Source organism: Actinomadura roseirufa (genome assembly GCF_900659635.1).
Lineage (GTDB): Bacteria > Actinomycetota > Actinomycetes > Streptosporangiales > Streptosporangiaceae > Spirillospora > Spirillospora roseirufa.
Window position 1 is genome coordinate 1 of sequence record NZ_CAACVB010000099.1, and the last position, 21,311, is coordinate 21,311.

At 73.0% G+C, this 21,311-nt stretch carries 18 protein-coding genes; 8 read left to right on the forward strand and 10 right to left on the reverse strand.

The genetic code is table 11. The features are described from left to right. Window positions 1-320 (reverse strand): ATP-binding protein (locus tag E1291_RS21165; RefSeq protein ID WP_165495222.1); only part of this gene is annotated, 320 nt, incomplete at its 3' end. Between the two features lie 310 nt (window positions 321-630). Between E1291_RS21165 and E1291_RS21170 the strand changes: the two genes are divergently transcribed. Both E1291_RS21170 and E1291_RS21175 read left to right on the forward strand, forming a co-directional pair. After that, a complete protein-coding gene (locus E1291_RS21170) occupies window positions 631-4,881 on the forward strand; it encodes a hybrid sensor histidine kinase/response regulator (RefSeq protein WP_131739608.1) in 4,251 nt (1,416 codons plus the stop codon). Window positions 4,882-4,905: 24 nt separating this feature from the next. Next, the gene (locus E1291_RS21175) at window positions 4,906-5,589 is read left to right on the forward strand and encodes a response regulator (protein WP_131739577.1); all 684 of its coding nucleotides are present in this window, start codon (window positions 4,906-4,908) and stop codon (window positions 5,587-5,589) included. 81 nt (window positions 5,590-5,670) lie between these two features. On the opposite strand, the gene gltX is transcribed toward E1291_RS21175, so the two are convergent. Continuing rightward, the gene (gene gltX / locus E1291_RS21180; RefSeq protein ID WP_131739578.1) at window positions 5,671-7,074 is read right to left on the reverse strand and encodes a glutamate--tRNA ligase; all 1,404 of its coding nucleotides are present in this window, start codon (window positions 7,072-7,074) and stop codon (window positions 5,671-5,673) included. A gap of 65 nt (window positions 7,075-7,139) precedes the next feature. After that, the gene (locus tag E1291_RS43335; RefSeq protein ID WP_207400853.1) at window positions 7,140-7,340 is read right to left on the reverse strand and encodes a hypothetical protein; all 201 of its coding nucleotides are present in this window, start codon (window positions 7,338-7,340) and stop codon (window positions 7,140-7,142) included. A 241-nt stretch (window positions 7,341-7,581) separates the two neighbouring features. On the opposite strand from E1291_RS43335, the gene E1291_RS21190 reads away from it, so the two are divergent. Continuing rightward, on the forward strand, window positions 7,582-8,214 hold the full coding sequence (locus E1291_RS21190) for a GmrSD restriction endonuclease domain-containing protein (protein ID WP_242614280.1): 633 nt from the start codon (window positions 7,582-7,584) through the stop codon (window positions 8,212-8,214). 92 nt (window positions 8,215-8,306) lie between these two features. Here the strand turns inward: E1291_RS21190 and E1291_RS21195 are convergent, their stop codons facing one another. Beyond that, complete coding sequence (locus tag E1291_RS21195) at window positions 8,307-8,807, reverse strand: HAD domain-containing protein (protein WP_131739579.1); 501 nt, start codon at window positions 8,805-8,807, stop codon at window positions 8,307-8,309. 208 nt (window positions 8,808-9,015) lie between these two features. On the opposite strand from E1291_RS21195, the gene E1291_RS21200 reads away from it, so the two are divergent. Together E1291_RS21200 and E1291_RS21205 are read left to right on the forward strand one after the other, a co-directional pair. Continuing rightward, entirely contained in the window at window positions 9,016-10,479 is a 1,464-nt protein-coding gene (locus tag E1291_RS21200; protein WP_131739580.1) for an amino acid permease, read from the forward strand. Between the two features lie 82 nt (window positions 10,480-10,561). Beyond that, the gene (locus E1291_RS21205) at window positions 10,562-11,374 is read left to right on the forward strand and encodes a PIG-L family deacetylase (protein ID WP_131739581.1); all 813 of its coding nucleotides are present in this window, start codon (window positions 10,562-10,564) and stop codon (window positions 11,372-11,374) included. A 45-nt stretch (window positions 11,375-11,419) separates the two neighbouring features. On the opposite strand, the gene E1291_RS21210 is transcribed toward E1291_RS21205, so the two are convergent. The 3 genes from E1291_RS21210 to E1291_RS21220 form a co-directional block, all read right to left on the reverse strand. Beyond that, the gene (locus E1291_RS21210; protein ID WP_131739582.1) at window positions 11,420-12,592 is read right to left on the reverse strand and encodes an ARPP-2 domain-containing protein; all 1,173 of its coding nucleotides are present in this window, start codon (window positions 12,590-12,592) and stop codon (window positions 11,420-11,422) included. After that, window positions 12,589-14,019, reverse strand: coding sequence for a hypothetical protein (locus tag E1291_RS21215; RefSeq protein ID WP_131739583.1), 1,431 nt, complete (start codon window positions 14,017-14,019; stop codon window positions 12,589-12,591). The genes E1291_RS21210 and E1291_RS21215 overlap by 4 nt, the downstream gene beginning before the upstream one ends. 201 nt (window positions 14,020-14,220) lie before the next feature. Next, window positions 14,221-14,664: a hypothetical protein gene (locus E1291_RS21220; protein WP_131739584.1), complete on the reverse strand. Its 444-nt coding sequence runs from the start codon at window positions 14,662-14,664 to the stop codon at window positions 14,221-14,223. 285 nt (window positions 14,665-14,949) lie between these two features. On the opposite strand from E1291_RS21220, the gene E1291_RS21225 reads away from it, so the two are divergent. Together E1291_RS21225 and E1291_RS21230 are read left to right on the forward strand one after the other, a co-directional pair. Then, the gene (locus tag E1291_RS21225) at window positions 14,950-16,014 is read left to right on the forward strand and encodes a phosphotransferase family protein (protein WP_306434473.1); all 1,065 of its coding nucleotides are present in this window, start codon (window positions 14,950-14,952) and stop codon (window positions 16,012-16,014) included. Window positions 16,015-16,090: 76 nt separating this feature from the next. After that, a complete protein-coding gene (locus tag E1291_RS21230; protein WP_131739586.1) occupies window positions 16,091-16,600 on the forward strand; it encodes a GNAT family N-acetyltransferase in 510 nt (169 codons plus the stop codon). A gap of 167 nt (window positions 16,601-16,767) precedes the next feature. On the opposite strand, the gene mctP is transcribed toward E1291_RS21230, so the two are convergent. Together mctP and E1291_RS21240 are read right to left on the reverse strand one after the other, a co-directional pair. Beyond that, window positions 16,768-18,405, reverse strand: a complete 1,638-nt coding sequence (gene mctP / locus E1291_RS21235) for a monocarboxylate uptake permease MctP (RefSeq protein ID WP_131739588.1) — start codon at window positions 18,403-18,405, stop codon at window positions 16,768-16,770. Continuing rightward, entirely contained in the window at window positions 18,402-18,632 is a 231-nt protein-coding gene (locus E1291_RS21240; protein WP_131739590.1) for a DUF3311 domain-containing protein, read from the reverse strand. Before E1291_RS21240 ends, mctP begins: the two co-directional genes overlap by 4 nt. 170 nt (window positions 18,633-18,802) lie before the next feature. On the opposite strand from E1291_RS21240, the gene E1291_RS21245 reads away from it, so the two are divergent. Then, complete coding sequence (locus tag E1291_RS21245; RefSeq protein ID WP_131739592.1) at window positions 18,803-19,750, forward strand: TIGR03621 family F420-dependent LLM class oxidoreductase; 948 nt, start codon at window positions 18,803-18,805, stop codon at window positions 19,748-19,750. Window positions 19,751-19,793: 43 nt separating this feature from the next. Here the strand turns inward: E1291_RS21245 and E1291_RS21250 are convergent, their stop codons facing one another. Further along, window positions 19,794-21,311 carry a sugar ABC transporter ATP-binding protein gene (locus E1291_RS21250; protein ID WP_131739594.1) on the reverse strand — a complete coding sequence of 506 codons (1,518 nt, stop codon included), beginning with the start codon at window positions 21,309-21,311 and terminating at the stop codon, window positions 19,794-19,796.

The following is a 21,311-nucleotide window of genomic DNA, read 5'->3' on the forward strand; positions in this document are numbered from 1 at the left end:
TCTTGCAGCCGGCGGCGCGGGCCCGCACCACGAGCGTGCTGGAGGCGACGCCGTCCGGCAGGTCGTCCTGCCCGGTCGGGCGCGCCGTCCCGGTCGCGGACCTCGACCCTGATGTCGCCGTCCTCGACCCGGCAGGTGACCTCGAAGGAGGTGCCGGCGTAGGCGACGGCGTTGGTGGCGAGTTCGCTGGTGGCCAGCACCGCGTCGTCGGCGGCGTCCTCCATGCCCCAGTCGGCGAGCACCTTGCGGACGAAGCGGCGCGCGTCCGCCACCGCCGCGGCGGCGGACGGGAAGGTCGCCGACGCCGTCTGCCGATCCAATGTCGTCCCTCGTTCGAAGCGTCTCTGGCTTGGGTCCGGCTATCGTGACAGACCGTCCGGCCGCACGGCGAGCGGAGTCGCGCACCGGGCCGAGCGGGCGCATGACCTCGGTGAAGCGTCCCCCCACCGCGACACGACAGACCGTAACACGAAGACTACAAGCACCGATCCCCCGTCGTTGCCCCGCCTTTACCCGGGAACCCTCGATACCGGCTCCGGAGCACCTGGGGACGTAGAGTACAGATGCGGCTCAGACAAGGAGTCCGTGGTGCCCGGTGACCCGACCATGGCGGGCCAGGAGGAAAAGAGCATGCCGCGTACCGCGTCCCGTGCCCGCCGCGGCGGGTCTCGTGACACCACCCCGCGTTACAGCGACGCCGATCTCGAACCGCTGCTGCGGGCTCTCGTCGCCGTACGCGACGGGCGGGCCCGCCAGGAGCTGGACGTGCCGGCCGAGGGCGCCGTGGCGGAGGCCGCGGCGATCCTGGAGGACATCCGGCAGATCGGCCAGGAGCTGACCTCCGGGCTCAGCAGGGTGCGGCGCGAGATCGGCCGGGAGGGGCACCTGCACGGCCGGTTGCCGGTCGGGGCGCTGCGCGGCACGTGGGCGGCGGCCGCGGAGGACGCCAACGCGATCATCGGGAAGCTGACGGACCTCGCCACCGGGATGCACCAGGTGGTGGAGGCGGTGGCCGCGGGAGACCTGAGCCAGCGGGTCGAGCTGCGCGTGCGCGGCAGGCCGATGCGTGGGGAGCTGCTGCGCATGGCCCGGTCGGTGAACGGGATGGTGGAGCTGCTCGACCAGTTCACCTGGGAGGTCGCCCAGTTCGCCCGGGAGGTCGGCACCGAGGGACGTCTCGGCGGGCAGGCGCCCGCGCGCGGGATGACGGGCCGCTGGCGGGACGTGACGGCGGCGGTGAACGTGATGGCCGGCCGGCTCACCGCCCAGGTCCGCGACATCGCCGAGGTCACCACGGCGGTGGCGAAGGGCGACCTGACCCGCAAGGTCACGGTCGAGGCCACCGGGGAGCTGCAGGAGCTGAAGCTCACCGTGAACACCATGGTCGACCAGCTGTCGGCGTTCGCCGACGAGGTGACCCGGGTGGCCCGCGAGGTGGGCACCGAGGGACAGCTGGGCGGCCAGGCGCACGTGCGCGGGGTCAGCGGGGTCTGGAAGAAGCTGACCGACAACGTCAACGCGATGGCGAACAACCTGACCTACCAGGTCCGCAACATCGCCCAGGTCACCACGGCGGTGGCCGAGGGCGACCTCGGCAAGAAGATCACCGTGGACGCGCAGGGCGAGATCCTGCAGCTGAAGCTGACCGTGAACACGATGGTCGACACGCTGTCGGCGTTCGCGGACGAGGTCACCCGCGTCGCCCGCGAGGTGGGCACCGAGGGGCGCCTCGGCGGCCAGGCCCGCGTGCCGGGCGGCAGCGGCGTGTGGAAGGACCTGACGAACAACGTCAACGGCATGGCGTCCAACCTGACCTACCAGGTCCGCAACATCGCCCAGGTCACGACCGCGGTGGCCGAGGGGGACCTGACCAAGAAGATCACGGTGGACGCGCAGGGCGAGATCCTGGAACTCAAGGACACCGTCAACACGATGGTGGACACCCTGTCGGGGTTCGCCGACGAGGTCACTCGCGTCGCCCGGGAGGTCGGCACCGAGGGGCGCCTCGGCGGCCAGGCGAAGGTGCACGGCGTCAGCGGGGTCTGGAAGGACCTCACCGACAACGTCAACTCGATGGCGAACAACCTGACCACGCAGGTGCGCGGTATCGCGCAGGTCACGACGGCGGTGGCGCAGGGCGACCTGACCCGGAAGATCGCGGTCGACGCGCAGGGCGAGATCCTGCAGCTCAAGGACACCATGAACACGATGGTCGACACGCTGTCGGCCTTCGCGGACGAGGTCAGCCGCGTCGCCCGGGAGGTCGGCACCGAGGGGCGCCTCGGCGGCCAGGCGATCGTGCCCGGCGCCGGCGGCATGTGGAAGGACCTCACCGACAACGTCAACGGCATGGCGTCCAACCTGACCTACCAGGTCCGCAACATCGCCCAGGTCGCGACGGCGGTGGCGCACGGCGACCTGACCCGACGCATCGACGTGGACGCGCAGGGCGAGATCCTGGAGCTGAAGACCACGCTGAACACGATGGTGGACACGCTGTCGTCGTTCGCCTCGGAGGTCACCCGCGTCGCCCGGGAGGTGGGCAGCGAGGGCCGTCTCGGCGGCCAGGCCGAGGTCGAGGGCGTGTCGGGCACCTGGAAGCGGCTCACCGAGAGCGTGAACGAGCTGGCCGGGAACCTGACCACGCAGGTCCGGGCGATCGGCGAGGTGGCGAGCGCCGTCGCGACCGGCGACCTGACCCGGACGATCACCGTCGAGGCGCGCGGCGAGGTCGCCGAGCTGAGCGACAACGTCAACCTCATGGTCGCGACGCTGCGCGAGACGACGCGCGCCACCGAGGAACAGGACTGGCTCAAGACGAACCTGGCGCGCATCGGCGGGCTCATGCAGGGCCACCGGGACCTGCTGCAGGTGGCCGAGCTGATCATGCGGGAGCTGACGCCGACCGCGAGCGCCCAGTACGGCGCGTTCTACCTCGCCGAGAACAGCGGCGAGGAGACCGAGCTGGTACTGATCGCCGGGTACGGGACGCGGCGGACCCGGGCGGGGGCCGTCCGGTTCGCGCTGGGCGAGGGCCTGGTCGGGCAGGCGGCGCAGGAGCGGCGGACGCTGCTGATCGGCGACGCCCCCGCCGACTACGTCAAGATCGGGTCCGGGCTGGGCGAGGCGTCCCCGGTCAACATCATCGTGCTGCCGATCGTGTTCGAGGACACCGTGCTCGGCGCGATCGAGCTGGCCTCGTTCGGCCGGTTCACCGACGTCCACCTGGCGTTCTTCAGCCAGCTCATCGAGACGATCGGGGTGACGCTGAACGCCATCAGCGCCAACACCCGCACCGAGGCGCTGCTGGGCGAGTCGCAGCGGCTCGCGCAGGAGCTGCAGGAGCGCTCGGACGAGCTGCAGCGCCAGCAGGGCGAGCTGCGGCACTCCAACACCGAACTGGAGGAGAAGGCGGCGCTGCTGGCCCAGCAGAACCGCGCGATCGAGATCCAGAACTTCCAGATCGAGCAGGCCAGGCGGACGCTGGAGGAGCGCGCCGAGCAGCTGGCGATCTCCTCGCGGTACAAGTCGGAGTTCCTGGCGAACATGTCGCACGAGCTGCGCACGCCGCTGAACAGCCTGCTGGTGCTGGCCAAGCTGCTGTCGGAGAACCAGGGCGGGAACCTCACCGGCAAGCAGGTGGAGTTCGCCCAGACGATCCACGAGTCCGGCACCGACCTGCTGGAGCTGATCAACGACATCCTGGACCTGGCGAAGGTCGAGGCGGGGAAGATGGAGGCGCACCCGCAGCGGCTGTCGGTGTCGGCGCTGGTCGACTACGTGGAGGCCACGTTCCGGCCGCTGTCGGTCGACAAGGGCCTGCAGTTCGGCGTGGAGGTCGCCGCGGACGTCCCGGCGACGCTGAACACCGACGAGCAGCGCCTGCAGCAGGTGCTGCGCAACCTGCTGTCGAACGCGGTGAAGTTCACCGCCGAGGGCGAGGTGCGGCTGCTGATCGAGCGGGCCGGGGACATCGACTTCACGCTGCCCGCGCTGTGGAACACCCCCGACGTCATCGCCTTCCGGGTGATCGACACCGGGATCGGGGTGAGCGCCGACAAGCTCCAGGTCATCTTCGAGGCGTTCCAGCAGGCGGACGGCACCACCAGCCGCCGCTACGGCGGCACCGGCCTCGGCCTGTCGATCAGCCGCAACATCGCGCGCCTGCTGGGCGGCGAGATCCACGCCGAGAGCGAGCCGGGCCGCGGGAGCGTGTTCACCCTCTACCTGCCCGCCCAGTACAGCGAGGCCGACGGGCGGCGCCGTTCCGCGCTGCCCGAGGACGCGGGCGCGGTGGACGTGGCGCCGGGCATGGTCCCGGCGGGCGGGCCCGTGGGCGGTGGATCCGCGGCCGGGGCCGGGCCGGGTCTCGCCGGTCCGCCGCGCGAGAACGGGATGCCGGCCGACCAGCGGCCCCCCGGCGATCGCAACGGGGAGGGCGAGGCGCTGGAGGGGATGCTCCAGGGACCCCCGGCGGACTACCTCGACACGGTCCTGTCGGGCCGCAAGGTCCTGATCGTCGACGACGACGTCCGGAACGTGTTCGCGCTCACCAGCGTCCTGGAGGGCTACGGCATGGACGTGCTGTACGCCGAGGACGGGCAGGCCGGCATCGACGTGCTGCACCGCAACCCGGACGTGGCGGTCGTGCTGATGGACGTGATGATGCCGGGCCTGGACGGTTACGCCACCACCGCGGCGATCCGGGAGATGCCGCAGTTCGCCGAGCTGCCCATCATCGTGATCACGGCGAAGGTGATGAAGGGCGACCGGGAGAAGAGCCTCGACTCGGGCGCGTCGGACTACGTCCCGAAGCCCGTCGACGTGGACCATCTTCTTGACGTCATGCGGAACTGGCTGCAACCTTCCATCGTTCGCTGACGGGAACCCGGAGAGAGACGACGCGTGGACGACAAGGCGAAGATCCTGCTCGTGGACGACCGCGAGGAGAACCTCATCGCGCTGGAGGCGATCCTCAGCTCGCTCGACCAGGACCTGGTCCGGGCGCGTTCGGGCGAGGACGCGCTCAAGGCCCTGCTCACCGACGAGTACGCGGTCATCCTGCTGGACGTCGTCATGCCGGGGATGGACGGGTTCGAGACGGCCCGCGACATCAAGCGGCGCAAGAAGACCCGTGACCTGCCGATCATCTTCCTCACCGCGGTGAACAGCGACCCCGACTACGCCTTCCGCGGTTACGCGGCGGGCGCCGTCGACTTCATCTCCAAGCCGTTCGACCCGTGGGTGCTGCGCGCGAAGGTGTCGGTGTTCGTGGAGCTGCACAACAAGAACCGGCAGCTGCGCGACCAGACCGTCCTGCTGCGGGAGCAGGCCGCCCTGTTGCGCGAGCAGTCGGAGCAGCTGCAGGAGCGGCCGGGCGCGCGGGAGGGCGAGGGCCCGGCCCGGCAGGCGCCGGCCGGGCGGAAGGGGGCCGAGCTCGTCGGGGAGCGCCTCGCCGCCGTGCGGGAGCAGGCCGAGATCGTCGGAAAGCGGGCGCCCACGGCACTGCGCGGCGACGTCCAGGAGCTGGACCGCCTCCTGACCGAGCTCAGTGCGCTGTTCGCCCGGGACGAGCCCGCCGAACGCTGATCCGGCGTCTCCCCGCACGGGAGGTCGCACCGGGGCGGAGGCGTCGTCTCCCGCCCCGGCGGACGCCGGTGGGACCCGCGGTCAGGAGGAGGCGGCCTCGAGCCGGGCCCGCGCGGCGGCGATGCGCGCGAGGGTCCGGTCGCGGCCCAGGATCTCCAGCGACTCGAACAGCGGCAGGCCCACGGTGCGGCCGGTGACGGCCACGCGGACGGGTGCCTGGGTCTTGCCGAGCTTGAGCCCGTGCTCGGCTCCGATCCGCTCCAGCCGCTCCTTGAGGTCGTCGGCGTGCCACGACGCGTCCCGGTAGGCCTCCTCGGCGGCGGCGAGGATCGCGGCGGCGGGCTCCTTCATCGCCTTGTTCCACGACGCCTCGTCGGCCGGCGGCTCGTCCAGGAACGCGAAGTCGATCATCTGGACGATCTCCGACAGCAGCGCCACCCGGGTCTGCGCCAGCGGCGCGAGCTCGGCGAAGACGGCCATGTCGACGGCGAAGGGCGCGTTCTCCAGGAACGGCAGGCACGCGGTGACGAACTTCTCGGCCGGCAGCGCGCGGATGTACTCGCCGTTGATCGCGCGGAGCTTCTTGACGTCGAAGAACGCGGGCGAGGTGTTGACGTCGTCGATGCGGAACTCCTCGACGACGACGTCCCAGGGGACGATCTCGCGGTCGTTCGAGGGCGCCCAGCCGAGCAGCATCAGGTAGTTGCGCATGGCCTCCGCGAGGTACCCCTCGGCGCGGTAGTCCTCCAGGGCGACCTTGTCGCGGCGCTTGGACAGCTTCTGGCGCTTCTCGTTGACGATGACCGGGACGTGCGCCCACACCGGCGGCTCGCCGCCGAGCGCCTCCCACAGCAGCTGCTGCTTGGGCGCGTTGGACAGGTGCTCCTCGCCGCGCACCACGTGGGTGATGCCCTGGCTCATGTCGTCGACCGCGTTGGCCAGCAGGAACGTCACCGACCCGTCGGCGCGGGCGATGACGAAGTCCTCGAGCACGGCGTTCTCGAAGACGGGCTTGCCGCGCAGCAGGTCCACCACGGTGGTCTGGCCCTCGTCGGGCGTGCGGAACCGCAGGGCGCGGCCCGGGCCGCGCTCCAGGCCGCGGTCGCGGCAGAAGCCGTCGTACCCCTTGTGCTGGTCGCCGGTCCGGGCGATCACGGCCTCGCGGGTGCAGTCGCAGTAGTAGCCGCGGCCCTGGCCGACGAGGGTGTGCACCGCCTCGGCGTGCCGGGCGGCGTTCGCCGACTGGAAGTAGGGGCCCTCGTACTGCTCGCCGTCCATCCCGAGCCAGGCCAGGGCGCGGATGATGCCCTCGGTCCACTCCGGGCTGTTGCGGGAGGCATCGGTGTCCTCGATCCGCAGCACGAGCGTGCCGCCCGACTGCGCGGCCATCACCCAGTTGAACAGCGCCGAACGGGCGCCGCCGACGTGGAACATGCCGGTCGGTGACGGAGCGAAGCGCACACGGATCGAAGAGGTCGAAGACATGCCTCAAGGGTAGAGCGCGCGGGGACCGGCTCGCGCCGGGACCCGCGCGGCCGCGGGCGGTTCGCTCAGGGCTTCCAGCCGGGGTCGCGGCCCGCGACTCCGAGGAGGCGGTCCAGCGGCGGCGCGTCCGCCGGGACGGGCACCTCGGCGCCGAACACCCCGTACTCGCGTGCCGTCTCGGAGCACGGCGTCGGCGCCTCCAGGCGGTCCGCGGGGACCTCTCCGACGACGCGCGCGGCGGGGCTCATCAGGCTCCGGATCTCCATGACCTCACCTTCGCTCGCATGTTCGAACACTGACCCAGTGTAGGGCCGTCCTTCCCGCGCCGTCCGAACGAACGCGAAGGTCCACGCCGGACGTACCCCCGCGGCCCGTCTTGGCCGAATGCCACCTGATCACAGGACATTTCGTGACCCATTCGTGCTCTTCGCTCACCGAATAGACATTTCCGGTTTATCCAGCTAATCGAGACTGACCACTCCTGATCCAGAAAGAAAAGGAGATCACGTGAAACGCACGGGTTTCATGGTCAGCGCTCTCGCCGCGGCCGTCCTTTCCGCGACGGCCCTGCTCGCGCCCGCCGCGCAGGCCGCTCCGCCCACCCCGCCCGACGCGAGCGTCGCCGCCCAGCACCTCGCCGCGCTCACCGTGGCGCCGGAGGGCTCGCTCACCGGGTACAGCCGCGACAAGTTCCCGCACTGGATCACCCAGTCCGGGACGTGCAATACCCGCGAGGTCGTCCTCAAACGCGACGGGGTGAACGTGCAGACCGACGCGTCCTGCGCGGCGATCTCGGGCACCTGGTACAGCCCCTACGACGGCGCGACCTGGACCCTCGCGTCCGACATCGACATCGACCACATGGTGCCCCTCGCCGAGGCGTGGCGCTCGGGCGCGGCCTCATGGACCACCTCGCGCCGCCAGGCGTTCGCCAACGACCTCGACAGCTCGCAGCTGTGGGCGGTCACCGACAACGTCAACCAGGCCAAGGGCGACAAGGACCCGGCCAAGTGGCTCCCGCCGCTCACGTCGTTCCGCTGCATGTACGCCCGCTCCTGGATCGACGTGAAGTACAGGTACGGGCTGCAGATCGACTCGGCGGAGAAGTCCGCTCTGAACGGCCTTCTCGGCGCCTGCTGAGCAGGCCCGGCGGCGTGGGCGCGGCTTCGCGGCGGCTTCGGCCGCCCGGGGTCGCGCCCGCGCCCGGGCCCGCTCCCCCGGCAGGCCGGGCGTCAGCGGGCGAGGCCGCCGAGCCAGGCCGCGGCGGTGTCGAGGTGCTCGGCGGTGAGACCCGTCAGTGGGTCGACCACGACGAGCAGGTGCTCCCCGGCGCCGGGCTCCGCGCCGATGCGGTCGGTGGCGTCGGGCTCGTCCTCGAACCACACGAACGGCCTGCGCTCGGTCCACCGCGCGACGTGCCGCGCCTTCCACGCGCCGAGCGTGCCGCCCTCCTCCGGTCCGGGGAACCTCGGGATCGGCACGAACGGCAGCGCCGGCAGCCCGATCCGCGGCGCGATCCACTCGTTGGCGTTGTCGCACCAGTAGCTGGCCCACGCCAGCTCGGCCCCCGCAGTCTCGGCGAGGGCCAGCAGGGCCGGGCCGTGTCCCGCGTCGAGCCACAGCCGGAACGTGACGCCGTCGGGCGAGCAGCGATGCCGACGATATCCCTTATGTGGCCTTTCGAACGGATTGAGAACCCCGTCCACATCGAGCAGAACCAGCGGCGATCCCATACCCGGACGGTACGGCATGCGGGGCCCGCGGCCGAAGGCCAAGAAAGATCACGACGCTATTTCCGCAGGTCATACCGCCGCCATTCCGGCAGAGCCGTATCTCTCGCGTTATACGCCAGTAAATCAGGGGAGCGTGTTGACACGCCCGGATCCATGACCCACACTGCTCCGGGCCCATCGACAGTCGGTAGAGAGGCGGTAACGGCGCGTGAGCGAGCAGGACCTTCGGGCGGCGCCTCCAGGGGCGGCGCACGTCGACGCCGGCGACACGGGGTACAGCAAGTCCCTCCGGACGCGCCACGTCAACATGATCGCGATCGGCGGCGCCATCGGGACCGGGCTGTTCCTCGGCGCCGGCGGCCGGCTGGCGAGCGCCGGGCCCTCCCTCGCGATCGCCTACGCGGTGTGCGGGTTCTTCGCGTTCATGGTCGTGCGGGCGCTGGGCGAACTCGTCCTGCACCGCCCGTCCTCGGGGTCCTTCGTCTCCTACTCCCGCGAGTTCATGGGCGAGAGGGGCGCCTTCGTCGCGGGCTGGATGCACTTCCTGAACTGGTCGACCACCGGGATCGTCGACATCACCGCGATCGCGCTCTACCTCCACTACTGGACGATGTTCACCGACATCCCGCAGTGGGTGCTGGCGCTGGTCGCTCTCGCCGTCGTCGTCTCGATCAACCTGATCTCGGTGCGGATCTTCGGGGAGCTGGAGTTCTGGTTCTCCATCGTCAAGGTCGGCGCCCTCGTGGTGTTCATGTGCATCGGCGTCTTCCTGGTCGTCACCGGGCACGACGTCGGCGGCGCGGAGGCCGGGCCCACGACGATGTTCGAGCACGGCGGCGTCTTCCCCAAGGGCGTCCTGCCGATGCTGGTCGTCATCCAGGGCGTGGTGTTCGCCTACGCCTCCACGGAACTGGTGGGGGTGGCCGCGGGAGAGACCGAGAACCCGGAGAAGATCATGCCCAAGGCGATCAACTCGATCGTCTGGCGGATCCTCGTGTTCTACGTCGGCTCGGTCGTGCTCCTGGCGATGCTGCTGCCCTGGAACGCCTACAAGGAGGGCGAGAGCCCCTTCGTCACCGTCCTGGCCAAGCTGGGCGTGCCGGCCGCCGGAGGGGTGATGAACCTCATCGTGCTGACCGCGGCGCTGTCGAGCCTGAACTCCGGCCTGTACTCCACGGGACGGATCCTGCGCTCGCTGGGCGCCGCCGGGTCCGCCCCCCGGTTCACCACGGCCATGAGCCGGACCCACGTGCCCTACGGCGGCATCCTTCTCACCACCTCCGTGTGCGTCCTCGGCGTCGGCCTGAACGCCTGGGTCCCCAAGGACGCCTTCGAGATCGTCCTGAACTTCGCGGCGGTCGGCGTCCTCGGCACCTGGGCCATGATCATGATTTCGCACCTGCTGTTCGTGCGGCGGGCGCGGCGGGGCGAGCTCGCGCGGCCGTCCTACCGGCTGCCCGGTTCCCCCGTCACCGAGATCGCCACGCTGGCCTTCCTGGGCGCCGTCGTCGTGCTGATGTGGTTCGACCGCGACGGGGCGGGCCACATGACCGTCACCGCCGGGCCCGCCATCGCCGCGGCGCTCGTCGCGGGCTGGTTCTGCGCGCGCGGCCGGGTGCGGGCCCTGCGGGAGGCGCGTGACGCCGGCCCGGCCGCCGGCCGGGACGAGTGATCCACTCCATCGCCGGGCATGTCGGACCCGGAACGTAGAGTGGGGCCTGCGCCCGACGACCGTGCCGAGGAGAACCCCAGCGATGGAGCCCGAACTCACCCTGATGGCGGTGCACGCGCACCCCGACGACGAGGTGCTGGGCACCGGCGGGCTGCTGGCCCGCTGTGCCGCCGAGGGCATCCGCACCGTGCTCGTCACCTGCACCAACGGCGAGCAGGGCGACGGCCCCGGCGGCGTGAAACCGGGCGACCCCGGGCACGACGCCGCCGACGTGGCGCGGCGGCGCCTGGTGGAGCTGCGCGAGTCCGCCGGCCACCTCGCGATCGGCGACCTCGAGCTGCTCGGCCACCGCGACAGCGGCATGGACGGCTGGGACGCCAACGCCCATCCCGAGGCGTTCGCGAACCTCCCGGTCGAGGACGCCGCGGGCCCGCTGGCCGCGCTGATGGAGAAGTACCGGCCCCAGGTCGTCGTCACCTACGACGAGAACGGCGGCTACGGGCACCCCGACCACATCCAGGCGCACCGCGTCGCGCTCGCCGCCGCCGAGCGGACCGGCGTGCCCGACAAGTTCTACTACACCGCCATGCCGCGCTCCGGCATCGCGCAGATGCTCGACTTCGTCAAGCAGGCGGGCATCGACATCGGCTTCGAGCCGCCGGACGACTTCGGTACCCCGGACGAGCTGGTCACCACCGTCGTGGACGTCGCCGAGCACGTCGGCCGCAAGCTCCGGGCCCTCGAGGCGCACGCGAGCCAGGGCGAGAACATCTTCCTGCTGCAGATGCCGGAGCGGGCCCAGTTCGCGGCGCTCTCCCGCGAGAGCTTCGTCCGCCACTACAGCCGCGTCGGCGCCCCCGCCCACGAGACCGACCTGTTCGCCGGCCTCCGCTGACCCGGACCGGATCACCCGGGACGCCGCCTCCCCCGGCCACCGCGCTCACCTGGGCGAGTCCCTTGGGCGATCCCGCCTGGACACCGACCGGTAGTGGTCGAGGACGTCCTGGCGCAGCAGGTACCCGAACCCCGAGCGCTCCAGCCGCAGGGCGAGGGCCGCCTCGTCGATGCCGAGGGCCGCGGCGGTGGCGCTCAGCCGCCAGCCGTGCGCGGCGAGCCGGGTGAGCAGATACCCGCGGCGGATCTGCCCCTCCGACAGCCGGAACGACTTCAGGTAGGCGACGCGGCCGTCCGCGTCGGTGATCGTCTCGCCGATGTGGTTCTCCCGGCCCGGCGCGAAGGAGGGCAGGAACCGCGACAGCCGGAAACCGCGCAGGTGCTGGACGGGCCGATGGGTCCCCGCGGGGTCGAAGAGCCGACCGGCCATGACCTCGTCGTGGAATGCCGCCCACTCCGCCCGGCGCCGCGCCGCGGCGGCCCGCAGGTCCGCCAGGGACCGGATCCCGGCCTCGCCGAGCGGCGCGGACACCTCGCCCGCCGGCAGGCCCATGACCCCGTACCGGTAGATCTGCTCGCCGAACATGTCCTCCACCAGCGTCGGGTGGAGTGCCCGGTAGTCGTCGGCGTGCGGGGTGACGAACGCCGAGGCCAGCGCGTCGGCGACATAGACCAGCACCCCGCACTGCCCTGGGTGGATCTCGAAGATCCGCAGGGCGTCCTCCAGCCCGCGCACCTCCAGGCCGAGGTAGGCCTCCTCGCAGCGCGGCGACAGGCCGTGCGCCACCGCCCGCCGCGACCACTCCTCCCAGGCGATCTCGGGACCACCGAAGTGCAGCGCGAGGTACCCCTCGACGGCCAGGTGCAGCGGCAGGAACCGCAGCCGGTCCCGGCCCGCCTTCCTCGCCATTCGCCGCAGGGGCCGCACCGGCATGCGCGGCGGCGCCGGCCGGGCCTCCCGTTCCAGCAGCCGCGTCCCGTAGGAGGCGGCGGGCGCGGCGTCCCCGTCGCCGTCCCACGTCGCGACGAACGCGTGCGGGATGAACGCGGTGTACGCGGTGCCGTCGCCCACGCGCACGGCGGCCGGCGGTTCGCCGTAGACCCTGCGGTGCAGGCGCAGGCGCGGCACGGGCTCGTCCCGGACGAGCGGGACGAGCCGTACCGAGCCCCACAGCTGCGCGGGGGCGGTACGCAGCCCGTCCAGACGGAAGGGCGTCACGCCGGCACCTCCAGGAAGCGGGCCACCTGGACGTCCAGGTGGGCGCGCAGGTCCGCCAGCCCCACCCGGCCCTCGGCGAACCGGGCGAGCTCGACGAGGGCGGGCAGGTCCTCGGCGTCGCGGATGCCCGCGGTCGGCACCGTCGGCGCGAGCCGCCGCACGTCGAAGTCGTCGGCGTCGTACACCGGGTTCAGATGGGTGATCGCCACGCTGTGACCGGGGTCGAGCCGCGTCCGCCAGATCCGCAGCACGTCGGCCGCGAGCCCGGGCGGGGCGTTGTCGTGGCCGTCGGACACGATGACGATCCGGTCGGGCCCGGTGGCGAGCGCGTCCAGGATCCGCTCCCCGAGCGGCGTCGGGCCGGACGGGCGGACCAGCAGGTCGTCGGTACGCCCGGACGTCCACATCGCCCGGTACTCGCTCGCGAGCACCGCGAGCAGGTGAGAGGCGGCGAGCGCCACGGCCAGCGGCCGCCGGCGCTTCTGCCCCGAACCGCTCGAGGAGTAGCTGTCGTCCAGGACCGCGGTGACCTTCCCCCACCGCCCCGCGTCCGGCCCCGCGACCCGCCGGGCGGCGGCGTGCAGGGCACCGGTCAGCTCGGCGCGGCGCGCGGCGCGGTCTGCGGGCGCCAGGGACAGCGCGTACGACGCCAGCCTCGTGAGAGGCATGCCCTCCAGGTCCGCGTGCGCGCCCACGGCCTCGACCTGGGCCTTCCTCGCGCTCTCCCGCAGACGCAGCCTTTCCAGCCGGGTCATCCGCGGCTCGATGCGCTCGAGGAAGACCTCGCGGGGAATGCCGTGCCTGGCCGCGAACCCTTCCGCGACCGTGAAGGGAAGCTCGTACACGGCGGCCTTCTCGTAGTGGGCGCGCCGCCACTGCTCGAAGATGGGCGTGCGGAACGCCTTGACGCTGTGCGGCGCGAACAGGAACGTCCGCATCTCGCCGTCGAGCGCCAGGTGCGCGTGGCGCACGGCGGCCTTCAGCGCGCCGCGGTACTTGACCGCGTCGAACGCGGGGTCGCGGCGGCCCGCCAGCCAGTCGCGCAGGATGGCGCGGGTCCGCCGGTTGTTCACGCCGCGCCGGCGCAGGTCGCGGAACAGCCGGTACACGCGATGCTGGGGCAGCAGCTCCAGCCGCCGGGCGATCAGCCGGCCCTCGGAGCGGCGCCGCGCCACGTCCACGTCACCGGCCCGCACCAGCAGGTTCCGGATGACGATCACGGCGTTGTGGTCGTTGACGTCGAGGGCGAGCGCCGTCGCGTACAACTCGCGGTAGTTCTCCAGCATGTACTCGTGCAGGAACTCCAGCGACAGCCGCTGGTCCCCGGCGAAGTACTGGAACTCTCGCTGACCGGTGGACGTGATCGCCGCGTTGACGAACATCAGCACGTCCTCGCACGCGATCAGGTCCGCGAACGTCTCGCTCATCACTGCCCACGGTCGTCGGAAGGCTCGGGTGCCGGCCGGGGAAGGAGGGCGCGAACGGCGAATCATCGCTGAACAGGCGGGTTCCGGAAGTCACGCCGGAGTCCCGCGGCCGGCTTCGGCACCGTAGCACCGGGAACCGGGGCGAAGCCTCCCGATAAACGCCGCGGTGCCACCGGTTCCGGCGGAGCGGCCGATCCCCGATCAGGCCTCGCCGCGGCCGTTCCCGATCTCGCCGTCCCCGGATCCGCCGACCTCGGACTCGCGGACTCCGGACTCGCGGGTCCGCCGCGCCCGGTCCCGGAACTCCCGGCCGACGGCGATCATGCGCCGGCGGGCCAGCGCGCGGCGCTCCGCGTCGGCGGGCAGCAGGCCGGGCACGGCCCGCGGCGACCAGCCGCGGAACCGCCAGGTCGCCACGTCCGCGGCCTCGTCGCGGTCCGGCTCGTACAGCGCCCGCACGTCCGGGCCCTCGCCGGAGTCCCGCGGCGGGGTGTACGCCGAGACCAGCGACGCGCCCACCTGCTCCCGGCGGCACCCGTAGACCTGGCTCCGCGGCACCTGCAGCGTCCGGCCCGCCCAGTCCGCCGGCCCGCCCACCAGCCGCACCTCCACCATCTCCCGCGCCGTCGCGGCATCGTCGTCCATGCCTTCGAGCATCGCGGGCGGACCGCCGCCCGGCCCGTGGAACGCGCGAAACCGCACCTCCGGGACCGGATCCGGACGACGCTCGCCCACCCGTCATGCGGACGCGGGCGGCGGAGTGCGCCTCCGGCCACGCCGCCGTGCCCTGCCGTCCGCCCCGGCGGGTCACGCGGCCGTACCGCCGCGACCAGGGGCGATCCAGCCGCACGCCGCGCCGGTCGCGCGCACCGCCCGGACGGCCCGCGGCTGTTACTCTCCGGTAGAACCCTGTGCCGGAAAGGGACCGCCGTGCAACCTGAGCAGATCGACCCGGCGCTCGTCGACTTCGCCGTCCTGGCCGGATGGATGGACGCGCGCGGGCTGCCGGGCGGGCCGTTCGAGGACGTCGCGCCGTTGTCGGGAGGCACGCAGAACCTGCTGGTGCGCTTCCGCCGTGGCGGGCGAGGCTATGTCCTGCGGCGCGGCCCGGCGCACCTGCGCGCCCGGACGAACGAGGTGCTGCGCCGCGAGGCCCGCGTGCTGGCCGCGCTCGAGGGCACCGGCGTGCCCGCGCCGCGCCTCATCGCCGCCTGCCCCGACGAGACGGTCATGCGCGGCGCCGTCTTCTACCTGATGACCCCGGTCGAGGGCTTCAACGCGTCGGTCACGCTGCCGCCGCTCCATGCCGGCGACGCGGCCGTCCGGCGGGAGATGGGCCTGGAGGCGGCGCGGGCGCTGTCCGCGCTGGGCGCCGTGGACCACGAGGCGGTCGGCCTGGGCGACTTCGGAAGGCCCGGCGGGTTCCTGGAGCGGCAGGTGGGCCGCTGGACCTCGGAACTGGAGTCCTACCGGGCGCTGGAGGGGTACCCCGGGCCCCGGATCCCCGGCCTGGAGGAGGTGTCGGCGTGGCTGGAGGCCCACCGGCCCGCGGCATGGCGGCCGGGCATCATGCACGGCGACTACCACCTGGCGAACCTGATGTACTCCTTCGACGGGCCGCGGGTGGCGGCGATCGTCGACTGGGAGATGTGCACGATCGGCGACCCGCTGCTGGACCTCGGCTGGCTGCTGGCCACCTGGCCCGAGCGGGGCGACCAGAGCGCCGCGCTCGCCGGGCCGCTCGGCGCCGCGGGCGGCCTGCCGGCGGCGGACGAGCTGGTCGCCGCCTACGCCGAGCGGCCGGCCGCCGTCGCCGGGCGCGACCTGCCGTCCATCACCTGGTACACGGTCCTCGCCTGCTTCAAGCTCGGCATCGTCCTGGAGGGCACCCACGCCCGCGCGTGCGCCGGGCGGGCGCCCGCGGAGACCGGCGACCTGCTGCACTCGATCACCCTGGACCTGTTCCGCCGGGCGCGGACGCTCATCGCCTCCTGAGCCGCCCGGCGGCGGCTCGCCCCGGCCTCGCTTTCATGATCACCGGTCTGCGAGGATCGGGGCGCGAGGAGGCGCGATGGAGATCCGCAAGGGCGGCACGGACGACGTGCCCGCCATGATGGCGATGCTGGACGGGGCCGTGGAGTGGCTGGTGGCCCGCGGGCGGTCCGGTCAGTGGGGCACCGAGCCCTGGTCGGCCCGCCCGGAGCGGGTGGAACGGATCACCGGGATCGCCCGGACCGACGACATCCGGGTGGCCGAGGTGGACGGGCGCCCGGCCGGGGTCCTGGCCCTCTCGGCGACGCCGCCGCACTACGTCGAGGCGGCCGGCGAACCCGAGCTCTACATCACGCTGCTGGTCACCGACCGCGCCTTCGCCGGGCACGGCGTCGGCGGCGCCCTGATCGGCACGGCCTTGGACGAGGCGCGCGCCGCGGGCGTCGACCTGGTCCGGGTCGACTGCTACGGCGGCGGGGACGGGCGGCTGGTCGAGTACTACCGGCGGCACGGTTTCGAACCGGCCGCCGAGTTCGCGGTGGGCGACTGGCCGGGACGGCTGCTGACCCAGCGCGTCGGCGCGTCCTGACGAGCGCGTCGCCCGCGCCTCCGGTGCCCCGGCCGCGCCTTGCGGATCCGGGCCCCGGAGGCGCAGCCTGGAAGGGACCGGTGGAACCGGGCAGTCGGTGACGCCCTTACGCCGCACGGTCGGCGATCGAGCCGCTCGCCCCGTTCCACCGGTCGACGCCCCGCCGCTCAGGCGACGGGCCGGCCGGCGAGCGGACGGCCCGGGTCCTCTGGGGCCGGCGGCCGGTCGCCCGCGTCCGCGGTGTAGTCGTCCTCGCTCGTCGCGTCCTCGCCCGCCGGCACCCGCAGGGCGCGCAGCACCGCGGTGACGGCCACGGCGACGGCGATGTTCAGCGCGAACGCCGTCAGCGCGATGTAGCCGGTGTGGCCGACGACCGGGATGGCGGCCAGCGGCGACCCGAAGTGCTCCTGCGTGGGCGACGAGGTGCCGTACGCGGTGATCGTCCCGTACGCCATCCCGGCGGCCCAGCCCGCGAGCAGGCCCCACCGGTCGAGCCACCGGGTGTACAGGCCCACCGCGATGGCGGGAAAGGTCTGCACGACCCAGATGCCGCCCAGCAGCTGCAGGTTGATCGCGAGGGACTTGTCGAAGCCGAGGACGAACACCAGCGCCCCCACCTTCACCAGCAGCGAGACCAGCCGCGATACCCGCGTCTCCTCCGCGGGCGTCGCGTCCGGCCGCAGGAAGGCGGTGTAGACGTTGCGGGTGAACAGGTTGGACGCGGCGATCGACATGATCGCGGCGGGCACCAGCGCGCCGACGCCGATCGCGGCGAACGCCACTCCGGCGAACCAGTCGGGGAACACCTGGTCGAACAGCTCGGGCACCGCGAGCTGCGGGTTCTTCGCCTCCTTCACGGCGGCCACGACGCCGGGGTGGGCGAGCGCCATGTAGCCGAGCAGGGCCAGCAGGCCGAGCAGCAGGGAGTAGGCGGGCAGCAGCGCCGCGTTGCGCCGGATGACGTCGCGGCGGCCCGCGGCGAGAGCGCCGGTCACGGTGTGCGGGTAGATGAACAGCGCCAGCGAGGAGCCGAGCGCCAGCGTCCCGTAGGCCCAGTGCGTCATGTCGGTGGTGACCAGCGACCCGGACGGCCGGCCGGTGGCGGGATTCGGCCGGGCCAGCGCCGTCCCGGCCGTGTCGAAGATCCTGTCCCAGCCGCCGAGCCGGGTGGGGATGTAGACGATCGCCACGATGATCACCAGGTAGATCATCGCGTCCTTGACGAAGGAGATGAGCGCGGGCGCGCGCAGGCCCGAGGTGAAGGTGTAGGCGGCCAGCAGCGCGAACGCCGCGAACAGCGGCAGGTCCCGGGCCCAGCCGGAGCCGGTCACCCCCATCACCGTCAGGACGGCCTGGATGCCGACGAGCTGCAGGGCGATGTAGGGCATCATCGCCAGGATGCCCGTGAGCGCCACGGCGAGCCCGAGCGTCCGCGACCCGTACCGCCCGCGGACGAAGTCGGCCGCCGTGACGTACCCGTGCCGGTGCGCGACCGACCACAGCCGGGGGCCGATGAGGAACACGATCGGGTAGGCGATCGCGCCGTAGGGCACCGCCCAGAAGCCCATCGCGCCGCCCGCGAACACGGCGGACGGGACCGCGACGAAGGTGTAGGCGCTGTAGAGGTCGCCGCCGAGCAGGAACCAGGTGACGAACGTGCCGAAGTTCCGGCCGCCGAGGCCCCACTCGTCCAGGTGCATGAGCGTCTCGGCGCGCCGCCAGCGGGCCGCGGCGAAGCCCACCGCGGTCACGGCGGCGAAGAAGAGGACGAAGACGGTCAGCTCGACGCCGTTGACGTCCGTCACTTGGCGGCTCCCCGATTCCGGGTGAGCAGGTGGGCCGCGCCGATGCACGCCCCGGTCAGCACGACCCAGAGGAGCTGCCACCAGTAGAAGAACGGGAAGCCGGCCACGCGCGGGCTCTCCTTCGCGTAGCTCGGCACGGCGAGGTAGACGGCGAACGGGACGACCAGCAGCACACCGGCCGCGATCTTCCGGAAGGCCGGTGTTCTGGCGGGGGACGTGTCACTCACGTGCGGACCTCCAAGGCCGGGGAGCGGCGGCCGGGCGACATACCTTGCGGTAATAGTGGGGTCCAGGCTTCGCGGAAGCCAGCCCCGGCCGCCGATTCGCCCGGCGCGCCCGGAACCCCGTGTCGGTTTCCTGCCAGCGGAACGATCCACTCAGGCGGCATGCTCGTCCCATGGACGAACACAGGCGGCCCTTCCGTTTCGGGGTCATGGGCGAGTCGATCCGTTCCGGTGCCGAGCTGGTCGCCACGGCCCGGCGCGCGGAGGCCCTCGGATACACGACGCTGACCCTGCGCGACCACTTCGTGTCCGACCCCTTCGGGGACCAGCTGGCGCCGATGCCCGCGCTGGCCGCCGCGGCCTGCGCCACGTCCACGCTGCGGCTGGGCACGATGGTCGTGTCGAACGACTTCCGCCATCCGGTGATGCTCGCCAAGGAGGCCGCGACCCTCGACCACCTGTCCGGCGGCCGGTTCGAGCTGGGCGTCGGGGCCGGCTGGCACAGGGGCGAGTACGAGGCGGCCGGAATGCCGTTCGACCCGGCGGGCGTGCGCGTCGGCCGCCTGGAGGAGGCCCTCCAGGTGCTGCGCGGCCTGCTCTCCGGGGAGAAGACGACCTTCACCGGTGAGCACTACCGGATCGACGGCCTGTCGGTGTTCCCCCGGCCCGGCGCGCGCCCGCCGCTCGCGGTCGGCGCGGGCGCCCGGCGCATGCTCGGCGTCGCCGGGCGGCACGCCGACATCGTGGGCGTGCTCCCCCGGGCCCTCCCGGACGGGACGATCTCCGACGAGATCGAGGAGCGGCTGCCGGAGACGATCGCCCGCAAGGTCGGCTGGGTCCGCGAGGCGGCCGGCGGCCGGGACGTCGAGCTGAGCATGATGGTCAACCCCACCTTCGGCGCCGACCCCCACCGCACCGCGGCCAAGGTGGCGGTGCTGCGCGGCTGGGGCACCTCGTCGGCGGACCTCGTCCTCGACATGCCCTCGCAGTTCGTGGGGCCGCCCGAGCACATCGCCGAGCAGATGGCCGCGCGGCGCGAGCGGTACGGCTTCACCTACTACCAGGTCCCCGACTCGGCCATGGAGGAGTTCGCGCCGGTCATCGCGTTCCTGCGGGGCTGACCGGGTCCGCCGGGCCGGGCCCGGCCCGGCGGACCGGGCGGGTTCAGCCGGCGGTGCCGGCGAAGCCCGCGTTCATCGCGATGCTCAGCTCCGGCTCGGTGAGCCGGTCGCCGTCGAGGACGTCCACCACGCGGCCGTGCTGGAACACCAGGACGCGGTGGCACAGCTCGACGAGCTCGGCGAGGTCCGAGGAGGCGATCAGCACCACCCTGCCGCCGGCGGCGAGCTCCCGGACGATGTCGTGCAGCTCACCGCGGGCGCCGACGTCCACGCCCCGGGTCGGGTCGTCCAGGGCGAGGACGGCGGGCGCGGCGTCCAGCCACTTGGCCAGCACGACCTTCTGCTGGTTGCCGCCGGAGAGGCCGCCCGTCCGCGCGCGGACGTCGCCGCGCACCCGCAGCCGGTCCAGGTGCCCGCGGGAACGCTCGACCAGCGCGGCGCGGCGGGGCATCGGCCCGCCGCGTCCCTGGGCGAGCCAGCTCACGGCCGTGACGTTCTCCCACAGCGGCTTGTCGAGCATGAGACCCCGGCCCTTGCGGTCGCCGGTGATGCTCGCGACGCCCTGGCCGACCGCGTGCCGGGCGGAGCGGGGCGAGCGGCCGTTGGGCAGCCGCACGGCCCCGGCCGACGGCCGCGCCCGCCCGCACACGGCGTCCAGGACGGCGAGGTGGCCGGAGCCCTGCAGGCCCGCCAGCCCGACGATCTCGCCGGACGCCGCCTCGAGCGACACCTCCCGCAGCCGTCCCGGGACCGTCACGCCGGTGAGGGTGACCGCCGCCCCGCCGGGGCGGGGCGGGGCGGCGGCCGGTGGGGTGGGCTGAGCGGACCCGGAGGCGGCGCGGGCGGCGGGGCGCCCGAGCATCGCGGTGACCAGGGAGTCGAGCCCCACGTCGGCGGCGGGGGCGCCGGGCAGCACGACCCGGCCGTCGCGCAGGACGGTCACCCTGGTCGCCACCCGCATGACCTCTTCGAGGAAGTGCGAGATGTACAGGACGGCCAGCCCGCGCTCGGCCAGCCCCCGGGTGACCTCGGCGAGCCGCGCGGCGGCGGCGCGGGGCAGCGCGGAGGTCGGCTCGTCGAGGATCAGCACCCGCGGCCGCTGCAGGAGCGCCCGGCAGATCTCCAGGAGCTGGCGGTCGGCGAGCGGCAGATCCCCCGCCTTCGCGTGCGGCGGCGGGTCGAGGCCCAGCTCCGCGAGCACCGGCGCGGCGAGCGCGCGCATCTCCCGGGTGCTGACCAGGCCGCCCCGCCGCGGCGCGCCATAGGGGAACAGGTTCTCCAGGACGGTCAGGTCGTCGTAGATCATCAGCTCCTGGGAGACGATCGCCACGCCCTGCGCCGCGGCCTGCCGGGCGCCGGCGAAGCGGACCCGCTCGCCGTCCAGCGCGATCGTGCCCGCCTCCGGGCGCACCACCCCCGAGATGATCTTCACGAGGGTGGACTTGCCCGCGCCGTTCTCGCCGACGAGGGCGTGCACCTCCCCCGCGTCCAGGGCGATTCCCACCCCGTCCAGCGCGGTGACGCCGCCGTAGTGCTTCACCAGTCCGGAGGCGACGAGCAT

Coding starts and splice junctions, on each gene's coding strand:
- E1291_RS21215 (WP_131739583.1), bottom strand. CDS start 14,019: ATGAGCGAGACGTTCGCGGACCTGATCGCGTGCGAGGACGTGCTGATG.
- E1291_RS21230 (WP_131739586.1), top strand. CDS start 16,091: ATGGAGATCCGCAAGGGCGGCACGGACGACGTGCCCGCCATGATGGCG.
- E1291_RS21245 (WP_131739592.1), top strand. CDS start 18,803: ATGGACGAACACAGGCGGCCCTTCCGTTTCGGGGTCATGGGCGAGTCG.
- E1291_RS21250 (WP_131739594.1), bottom strand. CDS start 21,311: ATGCTCGTCGCCTCCGGACTGGTGAAGCACTACGGCGGCGTCACCGCG.
- E1291_RS21170 (WP_131739608.1), top strand. CDS start 631: ATGCCGCGTACCGCGTCCCGTGCCCGCCGCGGCGGGTCTCGTGACACC.
- E1291_RS43335 (WP_207400853.1), bottom strand. CDS start 7,340: ATGGAGATCCGGAGCCTGATGAGCCCCGCCGCGCGCGTCGTCGGAGAG.
- E1291_RS21195 (WP_131739579.1), bottom strand. CDS start 8,807: ATGGGATCGCCGCTGGTTCTGCTCGATGTGGACGGGGTTCTCAATCCG.
- E1291_RS21220 (WP_131739584.1), bottom strand. CDS start 14,664: ATGGACGACGATGCCGCGACGGCGCGGGAGATGGTGGAGGTGCGGCTG.
- gltX (WP_131739578.1), bottom strand. CDS start 7,074: ATGTCTTCGACCTCTTCGATCCGTGTGCGCTTCGCTCCGTCACCGACC.
- E1291_RS21205 (WP_131739581.1), top strand. CDS start 10,562: ATGGAGCCCGAACTCACCCTGATGGCGGTGCACGCGCACCCCGACGAC.